Origin of the sequence: Vibrio sp. B1-2 (assembly GCF_963888445.1) — a bacterium.
Classification (GTDB): Bacteria; Pseudomonadota; Gammaproteobacteria; order Enterobacterales; family Vibrionaceae; genus Vibrio; species Vibrio anguillarum.
On sequence record NZ_CAWPJH010000044.1, the window covers coordinates 172,536 to 186,450 of the forward strand.

At 42.8% G+C, this 13,915-nt stretch carries 12 protein-coding genes; 9 read left to right on the forward strand and 3 right to left on the reverse strand.

Annotation, left to right across the window (positions count from 1 at the left end; genetic code table 11):
- Positions 1–1,371 (forward strand): adenylosuccinate lyase, encoded by a 1,371-nt coding sequence (purB, locus tag AACQ75_RS17440; protein ID WP_013857106.1) that lies wholly within the window; start codon positions 1–3, stop codon positions 1,369–1,371.
- A 101-nt stretch (positions 1,372–1,472) separates the two neighbouring features.
- Here the strand turns inward: purB and serC are convergent, their stop codons facing one another.
- On the reverse strand, positions 1,473–2,570 hold the full coding sequence (gene serC / locus AACQ75_RS17445) for a 3-phosphoserine/phosphohydroxythreonine transaminase (RefSeq protein ID WP_026027606.1): 1,098 nt from the start codon (positions 2,568–2,570) through the stop codon (positions 1,473–1,475).
- Positions 2,571–2,713: 143 nt separating this feature from the next.
- Positions 2,714–3,973: a DUF945 family protein gene (locus AACQ75_RS17450; RefSeq protein ID WP_170889144.1), complete on the reverse strand. Its 1,260-nt coding sequence runs from the start codon at positions 3,971–3,973 to the stop codon at positions 2,714–2,716.
- 174 nt (positions 3,974–4,147) lie between these two features.
- On the opposite strand from AACQ75_RS17450, the gene AACQ75_RS17455 reads away from it, so the two are divergent.
- From AACQ75_RS17455 to AACQ75_RS17465, 3 genes are all read left to right on the forward strand, one after another.
- Positions 4,148–6,073, forward strand: a complete 1,926-nt coding sequence (locus AACQ75_RS17455) for an ATP-binding protein (RefSeq protein ID WP_170889145.1) — start codon at positions 4,148–4,150, stop codon at positions 6,071–6,073.
- A gap of 30 nt (positions 6,074–6,103) precedes the next feature.
- Positions 6,104–6,601, forward strand: a complete 498-nt coding sequence (locus AACQ75_RS17460; RefSeq protein ID WP_026028033.1) for a response regulator — start codon at positions 6,104–6,106, stop codon at positions 6,599–6,601.
- Between the two features lie 182 nt (positions 6,602–6,783).
- Positions 6,784–7,332, forward strand: a complete 549-nt coding sequence (locus AACQ75_RS17465; protein ID WP_026028034.1) for a hypothetical protein — start codon at positions 6,784–6,786, stop codon at positions 7,330–7,332.
- An 88-nt stretch (positions 7,333–7,420) separates the two neighbouring features.
- Here the strand turns inward: AACQ75_RS17465 and AACQ75_RS17470 are convergent, their stop codons facing one another.
- Positions 7,421–8,014, reverse strand: a complete 594-nt coding sequence (locus AACQ75_RS17470) for a TfoX/Sxy family DNA transformation protein (RefSeq protein ID WP_013857112.1) — start codon at positions 8,012–8,014, stop codon at positions 7,421–7,423.
- A 370-nt stretch (positions 8,015–8,384) separates the two neighbouring features.
- On the opposite strand from AACQ75_RS17470, the gene AACQ75_RS17475 reads away from it, so the two are divergent.
- The 5 genes from AACQ75_RS17475 to AACQ75_RS17495 all read left to right on the forward strand — a co-directional run bounded on the left by AACQ75_RS17475 (position 8,385) and on the right by AACQ75_RS17495 (position 13,742).
- Entirely contained in the window at positions 8,385–9,305 is a 921-nt protein-coding gene (locus AACQ75_RS17475) for an HDOD domain-containing protein (RefSeq protein WP_026028826.1), read from the forward strand.
- Positions 9,306–9,328: 23 nt separating this feature from the next.
- Positions 9,329–10,234 (forward strand): lysine exporter LysO family protein, encoded by a 906-nt coding sequence (locus AACQ75_RS17480; RefSeq protein WP_017047741.1) that lies wholly within the window; start codon positions 9,329–9,331, stop codon positions 10,232–10,234.
- A gap of 86 nt (positions 10,235–10,320) precedes the next feature.
- Entirely contained in the window at positions 10,321–10,833 is a 513-nt protein-coding gene (locus AACQ75_RS17485; protein WP_013857115.1) for a hypothetical protein, read from the forward strand.
- Between the two features lie 99 nt (positions 10,834–10,932).
- Positions 10,933–12,576 carry a pyridoxal-dependent aspartate 1-decarboxylase PanP gene (gene panP, locus AACQ75_RS17490; protein ID WP_096036448.1) on the forward strand — a complete coding sequence of 548 codons (1,644 nt, stop codon included), beginning with the start codon at positions 10,933–10,935 and terminating at the stop codon, positions 12,574–12,576.
- Positions 12,577–12,887: 311 nt separating this feature from the next.
- A complete protein-coding gene (locus AACQ75_RS17495; protein ID WP_010320194.1) occupies positions 12,888–13,742 on the forward strand; it encodes a MurR/RpiR family transcriptional regulator in 855 nt (284 codons plus the stop codon).
- The last annotated feature ends 173 nt before the right edge of the window (positions 13,743–13,915 follow it).

Sequence of the window (13,915 nt, forward strand, 5' to 3'; positions counted from 1 at the left end):
ATGGAACTGTCAGCCTTGACTGCTGTTTCACCGGTAGACGGCCGCTACGGAAGTAAAACGATTGCGTTACGCAGTATCTTTAGTGAGTTTGGTCTCCTCAAGTATCGGACCATTGTTGAAATTCGTTGGTTACAGAAGCTTTCAGCCACTGCTGGAATTGCCGAAGTTCCAGCATTCAGTGATGAAGCAAATCAATTTCTTAATGCGATAGCAGACAATTTTAGCGAAGAAGATGCCGCTCGTATTAAAGAAATTGAACGCACAACGAACCATGATGTTAAGGCTGTAGAGTATTTCTTAAAAGAAAAAGTAGCGGGTGTTCCTGAGCTGCACGCCGTTAATGAATTCATTCACTTTGCTTGTACTTCAGAAGACATCAACAACACATCTCACGCGCTAATGCTCAAAGAAGCTCGCGATACCGTGCTTCTTCCTGAAATGCGCAACATTATTGATGCGATTCGTCACTTAGCAGAAGAATATCGCGATATTCCGTTATTGTCTCGTACCCACGGACAGCCAGCATCACCAAGTACTATGGGTAAAGAGATGGCTAACGTAGCGTACCGTATGGAACGCCAATATAAGCAGATTGCCAATATCGAGATTCTCGCAAAAGTAAACGGCGCAGTAGGTAACTACAACGCTCACCTTTCAGCCTATCCAGAACTCGACTGGCATACCTTTAGTGAAGAGTTTATCACTGAATCGCTAGGTGTGGCGTGGAACCCTTATACCACACAAATTGAGCCACATGATTACATCGCAGAGCTATTTGATGCCGTTGCCCGCTTCAATACTATTCTGATCGACTTCGATCGTGACATTTGGGGCTATATCGCTTTGGGCCACTTCAGACAAAGAACCATTGCGGGTGAAATTGGTTCATCGACAATGCCACATAAAGTCAACCCGATCGATTTTGAAAACTCAGAAGGCAACCTAGGCCTTGCTAATGCCGTGTTCAATCACCTAGCACAAAAGCTGCCTATTTCTCGCTGGCAACGTGACTTAACAGATTCAACCGTGCTGCGTAACCTTGGTGTGGGTGTTGGTTATGCGATCATCGCCTACACTTCAACGCTAAAAGGGATCAGTAAACTGGAAGTGAACCGTGATGCGCTGCTTGCTGAGCTCGATAAAAACTGGGAAGTCCTTGCTGAACCAGTGCAAACAGTTATGCGCCGCTACGGCATCGAAAAACCGTACGAAAAATTGAAAGAACTCACGCGCGGTAAGCGAGTCGATGGTGAAGCAATGCGCCACTTTATTGATGGCCTTGCGCTACCTGAAGCTGAAAAAGCACGCTTGAAAGAGATGACACCAGCCAACTATATTGGCCAAGCAATTGAGTTAACCGACAAATTGTAATGCTCTTCAATCTAGCCGATTAATGACAAAGCCCACTTAGTGGGCTTTGTTTTTTAAGGTCGTATTTTATGTTATATCGTTTTTGATACCATCAAAAAACGTTAGGCGTACTGCTGTTCAAACTCTTGCATAAAATCAACTAAGGCTTGAACGCCTTCCAGTGTCATCGCATTGTAAATCGAGGCACGCATACCACCCGCGACTCGGTGACCTTGCAGCGAGACTAAACCACGCGCTTCAGCCAACTCTAAAAACGTACTATCCAACTCTGGTTTCACTAATTGGAAAGGCACATTCATCAGTGAACGGTTGTCTGGGTGAATGGTATTGCGATAGAAAGGTGACTCATCAATTGCGTTATAAAGCAGCGCTGCTTTCTCGCGGTTGATTTTCTCAATCGCCGCGACACCACCCTGCCCTTTTAGCCACTTGAACACGAGACCCGACAAATACCACGCAAACGTAGGCGGCGTGTTGAACATAGAATCTTGTTCAGCTTGCACTTTATAATTCAATATAGTCGGTAGCACATCACTGGCTAAATCAAGCAAATCATCACGAACAATCGCAATACAGATCCCCGCTGGCCCAATGTTTTTCTGCGCTCCCGCATAAATGACTCCGTACTTTGAGACGTCTATTTGGCGCGACAAAATCGTAGATGACATATCAGCTACAATCGGTTTGTCTGTATCTGGTAAATCATTAATCTCAATACCATCTATCGTTTCATTCGGACAAAAATGCACGTAAGCCGACTCAGGATCGATTTTCCATTCGCTAGCTGGTAATACCGCTGTTTTGCCCTCTTTGGTCACTTTGGCGTTGAAAACATCGATTTCACAATATTTCTTCGCTTCTTTGACCGCACTTTCAGCCCAGTAACCCGCATCAATATAGGTCGCTTTAGTCGCATCGCCTAATAAGTTTAAAGGCACCGCCGCAAACTGAGCGCGCGCTCCACCCTGACAAAATAATACTTTGTAATTACTCGGGATATTAAGCAAATCTCGCAGATCTTGCTCCGCTTCTTGAGCAACGCGAATAAAAGGTTTACTGCGATGACTAATTTCCATAACGGACGTGCCAAGCTCGTGCCAGTTAATAAACTCGGCTTGCGCTTTTTCCATCACGGCTTTAGGTAAGGCTGCTGGGCCTGCGCTGAAATTATAGACTGGGCCCGCTTGATTTGATTCCATGAGTTCCTTGCTCCTGCTATCGACAATTAATGTGATTAATACCACTTTTTGATGTGGATAAAAAGCGAGAAAAGAGCTTCTATCGGCTCTTTTCTCTTACTGATTGCTAAAACTCGCGAAATCGTTTGCTTGAGCGCCGTTCGCTATCGCATCAATGCCGGAAGTAATAGTGTCAATAGCGGCATTTGGTTGCCATTTTCAAATTCCAAGTTGCCCTCTTTCAGTTCAGCTTGGAGTCGATATCCTTGATCGGTTTGCTGCATAATTTCCATCACAACAAGCTCATCAATACCTTGCTGGATAAAAGGAAAATCTTCAACCAGCTGGTCAGAAATGAAGGTATCAATGTGGCCGGTTAAGGCTGGTAAAATGGTACTCGGATCTTGCACCACATTATTTGTCCCTTCAGGAACCGCTATCTTCCAGTTTGATTCAAACTCACCTTGGCCGACTTTTAGCGCCATTTTATTCATCGATAGATAAAAACCTTTCTCGAATAATGATTGCACATAAGGTAGTGCTTGCTGAATGTCCTCATCAGAAAGTTCTGGGCTGTTTTGGTAAAGCGTTGAAAGCTTCTCAAAAGCGTCACCATCTAAATCACCCAAGGTAAAATCAAGATTGAGGTCCTTCACCTCGCCTTCGCTATAAGTTAATTTATCCATCTCAATCAAGTGATTACTATCAAAACGAGAAGGCTCTCCTTTTAATACCGAATCAAAGGAATAACGCATGTTGTCCATACTCAGCGTATTTTCACCTAAGCCATCGACAAGATTAATTTTTGCTAACGCCAATGACTGTTGTCCTAGCCAGAAGCCTTTATCTTGTTTACCTATACCTTGACCAGTTAGCTGTGAAAGCATCATTTTTTCACCACTGGTAAAATCCAACTCAACAGAAGGAACATTCAGTTGATAAGTGATTTCACCTAGCACCGAAATATCACCTTTCAATGTGGCGGGCGTTGTCGAGAACGTCATCTCGCCATCTTCACTTTGGTAGTGCCAACTGTCTAGCGCCACAGTGTATTGAGTATTGCCATTCAACTGCGTGATACTGGTCATCGTCAATGGTAGATTTTCTTGATCAGCAATAACGGATGTTGCTGTTAAACTCAACAGGCCATGCTTAACCTCGCTATTGACTAAAACTTGGGTCGGTAAACCATCGGCAACCAACTGTTGTTTGAGCGTTTTATCTGCAATCTGATAGCGGGTTTGCACGGTTGATGAAAGGTAACCGCGCTTATAACTGACAATGTCCGCCTCGATTGAACCTGAAGAGATATTTGCAATACCGTTAGTGATCACCTTTTCACCGATTTGTCCGACAGCCAACGGCCAGCATGCTGCTAAGACGATAGCACCACCAACCGCACCAATGATTTTTAACTGTTTCATAGTGTTCTATTCCTGAAGATTTTACCCAGTCTACCGTAAACAATTGAAAACCAAAACATGGTGTTAGGTCAGAGTATTGCTAAGATGTGATGAGAAATTCTAAAACCTAGCTCTCAAACCCACTGCGTAATACTTGCTACAGTAGTCAAAACAGCGATGACAGTAGAGGCTTGTGTGAACCATTACGCACTACTTTGTTTAGACAATAACCCAATCAGCACAGAACAGTTGCGAGCTGAGTTAGCTCCGTTCGCCACTAAATTTGATCTTCATACAGCGGACACCATAGATGAAGCTGAGCAAGCCCTAGAATATTTGCACGAACAGCAACAAACGATTGCATTGGTCATTGCCAGTCACCATGAGCAGTTTGATGGTGCGGATTTTTTGACTCAACTCGATAAATCAACCCACACGCGTTCAGCGCGGAAAGTGCTGATAAGCTGCGGACAAGATATTCAAGCCATTCTCACCGCCGTCAATGAGGGGCGATTAGATCACTGTCTCACTAAACCACTACAAAATAACGTGCTCTATAAAACCGTCCAAAAAGAGCTCACGACCTACATCTTAGATCATGATAAAGACAACATTCTCAACTACAGCACAATACTTGATCAACAGCGCATCTTACGCGCGCACATCGATAATAAAATGCGCAGTTATCGAGATGGTTTTATCTCCGATTACCACAAGCTTTCTGATACAGAACTGGCTGAGCAAGTAATTGGTGCTTTACACCAATTTTTTGAAAATGAAGATGAAACTCGCGCCTGCCGAACCTACTCCACTAATCACTTTCTTACCAAAGAGGGAGAAGAGAACCGCTTTCTTTGGTTCATCACTGAAGGTGAAGTAGCCCTGTATAAAAAAGATGATTTAGGGCAACAAAGAGAAGTGGTTCGCCACAAAAAAGGCAACATTGTCGGTGGTATGTCTTTTGTGACTGGTGAGAAATCTTTTTCTACTGCCGTCACCCTGACTAAAACCGATGTGATTAAACTAGACCGAGATGTGTTTGCAAAAGTCATGCATTCGGATACTCGGCTATTGCCCCTATTTACTAACTTGCTGCTCCGCCATTTTAACCGCCGCTTACAACGCAGTATTAACACTAAATTGCAACTACAAAAAACGCTCGAATCACTTGAGTCAGCGCATCAGCAATTAATCGAGCGGGAAAAAATGGCCATGCTCGGTCAGCTTGTTGCAGGTGTCGCTCATGAACTAAACAATCCTGTCGCCGCAATTTTACGTGGAACCGAAACATTGTCAGACAAGATTGAGCACTTAGTCCAAGAGACTGAACATCAAAATCTTCAGCATAAAGGCAGCCAGCTATTAAGAAGTGCACTTTCAGCCAAACCTACGTCTACATCGGAAGAACGGGCTCGTGCTAAAGCGATAGAAAATGACATTCATCACCGTTTGATCGCGAAAAAATTGGTCAAGCTGAATCTGGATGATGATCTTGTGCTCCGACAATCGGCTAAACACGATCCCGAAAAAACGTTAGAAACACTGGAACAGTTAGAAAACTATTTCCTAACAGGTAGTACACTTCGTTCTATCAATGTTTGTGCACAACGCATCGCCGATATGGTACGAAGCCTTAAAGGATATGCTCGCCCTGATGATGAAGCGCTGCACAAGGTCAATATTCATGAAGGTATTGAAGACACTCTGGTTATTTTCGAAAATCGTCTTAAGCGCCACAAAGTCGAGAAAGAGTATGCCGATTTACCTTTGATTATCTGTCAGCCGATTGCTTTACAACAAGTATGGACAAACCTCATTTCAAACGCTATTGATGCCTTTCCGGCCAATGGCGTACTGCACATTGCAACCACATTAGCAAAACAGGGTAATCAATCTTTTGTGACCATCAGTTTCACGGATAATGGTTGTGGGATCCCGTACGAGCAGAAAGAGCGTATCTTCACATTAAATTACACGACGAAAAAAGAAGGTAACTTTGGACTCGGTATTGGGCTTTCTGTCTGCCAACAAATAGTCCACCAGCATCAAGGTTGGATCGATGTTCAATCTGAACAGGATAAATACACGACGATGACGGTATGGCTGCCAGTTAGTCGATAACTTGTCGTGCTGATGATTAAGGAGAATATCATGAACAAATTTTTGATCTTATGCGTGGACGATGAACGTGAAGTATTGGACAGCGTCATACAAGACCTCGACGAATTTGAAGAGTTTTTTATCTTAGAAGCCGCAGAATCTGTTGCAGAGGCAAAAGAAGTGATTGCCGATCACCAAGCTCAAAATATCAAGCTGGCCTTAATTTTGTGCGATCACATTATGCCCGAACAAACAGGCATTAGTTTCTTAATTGAATTAAGCCGCAATGAAGAGACGCAACATACACGCAAAGTACTACTAACAGGCCAAGCAGGGCTAGAAGACACCGTAGAAGCGGTGAATCATGCCAGCCTACATTTTTATGTAGCCAAACCTTGGGATGGGAACAAACTTCGCGATGTTATCAAAGATCAATTAACACAATATATGATTGAAAACGAATCAGATTTAATGCCTTGGGCCAGAGTCTTGGATGCCGAGAAAATCTTCAATGCGATCGCACAAAACCGCATCAGTTTTGGTGAATAAAATATCCTAACGAAGAAATGGCACTCTCTTTGCTTATTTTTTGCGAAGACAACAAAAGAATGACACTTTTTAATGGCGACAATGTCAATCTATGCACTATGATGTCTAAATTCTTTAATGTCACCGCGGGTATTCCGCGACTGACCATGGAAATAAACTAAAAATATAGGTTTATAGTGACTATGCGTAAAACAATCATTGCAGCCGCTTTGCTGCTAGCCTCAGGCCAAACACTGGCAGAAATAGACCGAAATAGCCCATCCGTCATGAGCAATTTTAGTTACGACTATATCGAAGCTCGTATTGGAGCAAGTCCAGTCACCTTTGGTGCTGCGATGAGCAAATCAATTCACCCAAATGCACATGTTATTGGTCGTATAGACTCTGAGTTTGAAGGTGATTTTGACGCAGCCGCAGGTTTTGGCTTTCATGCTCCTATTAACAACTGGGCTGACTTCACGGGTGAAATGCTATTACGCGTCGTAGATACCCGCGATAATAAAAGCACCGATACCGGAATGGAATTAAACCTTGGCGTACGTCAATGGCTTGGACCACAGTTAGAAGTTGGTGGCAAAGGTGGCTTTGTTTCTATCGATGACAATGATGACTGGATTGCGTCTGTTTATGCCCGTTTTCATTCTACAGAACTTTTCTCTCTCGGTGCCGAGGCTCGCATCAATGATGCTTACGGCGATCAACTGATGTTTACGACTCGTTTTAAGTTCTAGGTGTAAGCTAAATACAATAAAAAGCCGAGACGTAAGACTCGGCTTTTTATTTGATAACTATTTATTTGATAACTGTGCTACAAAACTGTCAGCGTAATGAGCAGCTTTCTAATAATTGACGCTTGCGAGGCTCTTGCAGCAATTTCCAATGAATGCCTTCGATCGCACCAGCAAACTTCCACAGTAGTTTTACATCGACGTCACTACCGTACGTTTTTCTCACTTTAGAAAATATCGTAGGAGCACCTAAGCGCATGAACGTTTCCACATCATTGATGCCCGCTTTTTTAACCATACGCTCTAACGTTAACTGCATGTTTGGCAAATCACGTAGTCGACGACTTGCAGAGGATTTTTGAAAGCTACGTTGCTCAACAGAATAGCGGATGGAACGTTCAATGATCGTATCTAGGCTCTCATGATTGCTCACAAAAAGCTCAGTAATATCATAATAATTAACGGTTGCAGTGGTCTGCTTTTTAACGTGTTTGTATTTTTCGCAACCTAATTTTGTGAGTGCATCATCGAGCTCTTCACCTCCACGAATAAAAACAGACTCTTCACTAATCAGTGAATACATCGCTTCTTTTTGGAAAAGCCCAACACCGCCAAACATTGAACGCTTTTGAAATGCGCCAAATTTAATAACGTAATTGAAAAATGCATGCTCAATCATATCCATTGATCCTTAATCAAGTTCCCCGATTAATAGTGATCACCAGATAGCAGCGTATTTTTGCGAATAAAAAGAGTAAGTTAGTAACAAGCTTGTAGTAGTTTAGTATTAGCTTGCTTAATATGGGTACTATCATAGTTAACGATACAAAATAAGTCTGGGCATACATCACATCAATAGACATATCTGCGCAGAGTTATGAGATGGAAATCACATCATTGTGTTTATGAATAAATTTTTTTGACACATACGCTTTCCATTAACGTATTAAGATTAATACATCAAGAAAACAAATTAATGCGATTGACGGTGAATTGATTGCTTATTTGGGTTAGCAGACGGTAAAATGCCTTCAGTACAGATCGAGCACAAATTTATGAATCATCTATCTTTTTACTGGCTTCCAGATCATCATCAAATGCTCATCCAAGGGTTAGAAAGTGAATTTTCTCAATTGGTTGAACACTCACTCAGCACAGGAAAAATTTCACTTCCTCCTATTCCTGATGTTGTTCTAAAAATACAGCGCTTATGCACATTAGAATCTACTGAAATTTCAGATGTCGCCGATTGTCTACTTGAAGATCCCGGACTGACTGCAATTGTAGTACGCGTAGCAAACTCTGTTGTCTTTAATCGTCGAAATATTACCTGTACGGATTTAGTCACGGCTGTATCACGCTTAGGCATACTACGAGTACGCGACATTGTAACAGCCCAAGCGATTGAGCAATTAAAGCACTCTGTAAACTTAAGCAAAGAATGCAATAAAATATTGGTTAATAGCGCCGCCATATCACGAGAGCTTGGCGCAACCATGGTGATGGTAACTCACGCATTTAAACAACTAGAACCAAGCCGATATCAACATTTAGAGCAGGAAAAAGCCTTACTTGTCGGTCTACTTGCGGATATTGGCTTGTTTTGTCTGGTACACGAATATCATTTATATCTTGAGAAAGGCAACTATCTCGATCAAGACATCGCCCTACAGATTTTTCAGTCGCGATGTTCAAAAACCAGTCAGCTTGTGTTAAGAAGTTGGGGGTTCGACTCAGATTTCCTTGAAGTAGCAGGAAATCAATCTTTAGTCGCATCTTCTCACGAAGTCAGTTACCTTGATGTGGCACGTATTGCTCACCATCTTTTACTGTTTCGTCGTCAAGATGAAGAGATTGAAGAGCATGACGTCGAAATAAATGCGACCGGAGCTGAGGTGCTATACAACTTAAGTAACCTTAGTGAGCTTGAATTCAAATCAAAACTCAATGATGTGATCAACGCAAGCGGCTTCTAAACCCAAAATAATCAGAGGATGAGATGTTCTCAGGGATGTTATTTATTTTTGCCCCACTAATAGTGGGGTATCTATTTTCTATTGCCAATCAACAGTGGCTAGCAGCATTAAATAAAGCCACGTCTTGGTTAGTTTACGTCATTCTGTTTCTGATGGGTTTAAGCTTGGCAGCCCTCGATAACTTGGGCAGTAACCTACAGTTGATACTCAAATTTACCACCGTATTTTTCTTGATGATCGGTGCTTGCAACTTGTTGGTCTTGCCTTTTATTGACAAATTCCTACCCATAAAAACCGATGCGAACCATTCAAAACTGCCACTATCTAGCATGGCGTTAGAATCCGTAAAGCTGATTGTGGTTGTCGGTGGAGGATTGGCGCTTGGGGTTGTATTAGGATTCGATTTAAGTTGGGTGAGCACTGCCAGTGAATGGATCTTGTTCGTATTACTTTTCTTTATTGGTATTCAGTTGAGAAATAGTGGTTTAACTCTACGACAAATTTTGCTCAATAAATACGGAATGGTCATCGCATTAGTCATTATATTGACCTCTTGGATTGGGGGGATCATTGCGGCCATGATTCTTGATATCCCAATTTATCGAGGACTAGCCATGGCTTCCGGTTTTGGATGGTATTCACTTGCCGGGATTTTAATGGGTGATGCTTTCGGCCCCGTCTATGGTGGTGCCTCTTTCATGATAGAGCTACTTAGAGAACTGGTTGCTTTAGTGATGATCCCCATGCTAATCCGAACCAAACCTTGCTCTGCCATCGGCTATGCTGGGGCAACCGCGATGGATTTCACCTTGCCCGTGATCCAGACAACTGGCGGGGTTCGTTGCGTACCGATCGCGATTGTCAGTGGGTTTATTCTCAGCCTACTGGTGCCTATTCTTATGCTGTTCTTTGTATCACTTGCAGGCTAGATCTCAGGAATCACTTTAGCCTTCATTTAAACTAACAATAGGGAGTAGAAAACTCCCACACAATAACAAAGCCCAAAGGAAGATTTATGAAACGTGTTCTCGTTGCCCTACTGCTCTCAACTTCAGCGAATGTTGCTCTCGCTGCTGATAACCAATGCTTATCCGAAAAATATGACGCTTATGTCGACGCGTCTCTCCATTGGTATAGTGATCTCGCAGACTTAACGACCGCGCAATATCCTGAACTTACTGAAGTTAGCCAATGGTTTCTGCAAGGACGCCAGCATCACTTTGAATTAAGCCGTGCGGCAGTCCATTATTACCTAAGCAACGATCCTTCGAAAGTCGCCACCTCGCAACCTGTAGAAGCTTGGTTAAAACTAGAACAGCACGACATTAAAGTATTGGCCTCACGCAGTGATGATCTCGGCCACATTGCTAAAATTACCTATGAAGATCGCCAAGCAAAGCCTAACGAAAAAAACTATGAATTACGTTCAGCTTTAGCCGAATTGCTCAGTCATCCGAAGCAGATCGAAGCTGCGTTGAATAAATATAACGATGCCATCGCCTTGATCGAAAAGAAAGTCTGTAACTAGTCGCCGCCTCTACTCTAGCCGAATTAAGACGGGACAACTGTCCCGTTTTCGTTTAGATTGTGCCGCTCGCATTCCATAAAATCAAAATAACGAAGCTGTATGGTATCAGAACAAAAAACTGCAAATGTGAGTTTCGAGAGCTTGTTACGGATCTTCACTGTGCCCGAAGGCCCCGATTCAACACTGACAAAAATAGACCAAGAGCTATCGCGCAATTTGAACCTCTTCTTGCGTGAACATATTGTCGCTGAAGAAAAACCACTCAAAGAGATCGAAAAAGATTTCTCTAATCCGCAAATTCCAGAGTCACCGGAGTTCGTTTCAGAACATACTCAGCATTTGTTGGATAATTTAGTCGCTCATTCAGTGCATACCTCGGCTCCTAGCTTTATTGGTCATATGACATCTGCACTGCCATATTTCTTGATGCCGTTATCAAAGATCATGATTGCGCTGAATCAAAACTTAGTCAAAATTGAAACGTCAAAAGCGTTTACACCGCTAGAACGGCAGGTTTTGGGTATGTTGCATCGTTTGATCTATCAAAAAAACGACGCTTTTTACAGCCAATGGATGCATAGCGCTAATCATTCGCTCGGTGCATTTTGCTCTGGCGGAACAATTGCCAATATCACGGCATTGTGGGTGGCTCGTAATAATGCTTTGAAAGCCGATGGTGATTTCCAAGGCGTCGAAAAAGAGGGGCTGTTTAAAGCTATGCGTCATTATGGTTACCACGGGTTAGCCATTTTAGTGTCTGATCGTGGCCATTACTCTTTAAAGAAAGCCGCTGACGTATTGGGTATCGGCCAAGAAGGCTTGGTTTGTGTAAAAACCGACCACAACAACCGCTTATGCCCACAAGATTTGAAAGCCCAAATGGCACACCTAAAAAGCCAGAAAATTAAAACTTTTGCGGTTGTTGGCGTCGCCGGAACGACAGAAACAGGCAACATTGATCCCTTAAGAGATATCGCCAATATTTGTCAGCAAGAAGGTTGTCATTTTCACGTAGACGCCGCTTGGGGCGGTGCAACATTAATGTCGAATAATCACCGACACTTACTCAATGGTATTGAGTTGGCTGACTCCGTCACAATTGATGCACATAAACAGCTCTACATCCCTATGGGTGCAGGCATGGTACTATTCAAAAAGCCTGATGCTATGCATTCGATTGAGCACCATGCGCAGTATATTTTGCGGAAAGGTTCAAAAGATCTAGGCAGCCATACGTTAGAAGGTTCTCGTTCAGGTATGGCCATGTTGGTGTACGCTAGCATGCACATTATTAGTCGCCCTGGCTACGAATTATTGATTGACCAAAGCCTAGCTAAAGCTCGCTATTTCGCCGATCTAATTAAAGAACAAGACGACTTTGAGCTGATTTCTGAACCCGAACTGTGTCTTTTAACCTATCGTTATATTCCTGCTTTTGTTCGCCAAGCACTGCAACAAGCCTTGCCCAATCAAAAAGCAGAACTGAACGCGTTGCTAAATGAAATCACCCAGTTTGTGCAGAAAAAACAAAGGGAAACGGGGCGTTCATTTGTCTCTCGAACCCGTTTAAACCCAGAACGCTGGGACAAGCTTGATACCATCGTATTCCGCGTGGTACTAGCCAACCCGCTAACAACACATGCTATCTTGCACTCGATATTAGATGAGCAGCGACATATTGCCACGCTAGCGCCTAATTTGATGGCCAAAATTGAGCTTCTTGCTCAAAGAATCATCAGCTAGAATCCCTGTAAGTTACAGCGAATTGAAAATTTATTTCTTTTTGCTGTAACTAATACATCATTAATGAGCTGGAAATTTCCATTAATCATCGATTTAAATCTAAATTCTGTAGTTTTCATGAAATTTTGTTTGAGGCTTGTCATGTTCTCATCAATTGTTAACTTGAATTGTTACGGAAATCTACATCCTAGGTTTATACTCATTGCATGGCGTTGGTTTAACTTACCTTTTTGGAAATGTGTTATTTCCAATCCCCCCAAAGGGCGACCGGGTAAAACCAACGAGTTGTTCTCTTCGCCCGCGTGAACACTATGAATACATTAGAAAAAATTCAAAAAAATCTGGAAAACTTTAGCAAGTCGGAACGTAAAGTCGCCGAAGTAATTATGGCTTCGCCCCAAACCGCGATTCACTCAAGTATTGCGACGCTCGCCAAAATGGCCGATGTCAGTGAACCAACGGTAAACCGCTTTTGTCGACGACTCGACACCAAAGGCTTTCCCGACTTTAAGCTTCATTTAGCGCAAAGCCTTGCTAACGGAACTCCGTATGTAAACCGAAATGTTGAAGAAGATGATGGCCCAGACGCCTACACCCATAAGATTTTCGAATCGACTATGGCATGTTTGGATGTGGCTAAAAACAGCTTGGATCCAATGCAAATTAACCGTGCAGTTGACTTACTCACGCAAGCAAAACGGATCTCTTTCTTCGGTTTAGGAGCCTCTTCTGCTGTAGCAAAAGATGCCCAAAACAAATTTATTCGCTTTAACATTCCGATCACTTGCTTTGAAGATATCGTGATGCAACGCATGAGTTGTATCAACTGTACCGATAATGACGTAATTGTTTTGATTTCGCATACAGGTCGTACTAAAAGCCAAGTGGAAATAGCCAATCTTGCGCGCGAAAATGGTGCGACTGTCATTGCGATTACGGCAAAAGATTCACCGCTGGACAAAGCAAGCTCGTTGTCGATCTCTCTTGACGTACCTGAAGATACTGACGTCTATATGCCCATGGCAAGCCGTGTGGTGCAAATGACGGTAATTGATGTACTGGCTACTGGGTTCACCCTGCGCCGTGGCTCTGGTTTTCGTGAAAATCTTAAACGCGTCAAGGATGTACTAAAAGACTCGCGCTACGATAAGCTGTCACAGTTCTAAGATAATCGCGATCCTAAAATAATCGTTAGAACGGAGCTCAATTGCTCTAATGCCGATCAGTTAAGGCCAAAGTGATCGGTTGAACGATCCTTCAGAGCTGTCAAAATCCAAGTGTATTTAATGCACTTGGATTTTTTTATGGATGTTTCTCAAGCTCTAAACATAATTAATGA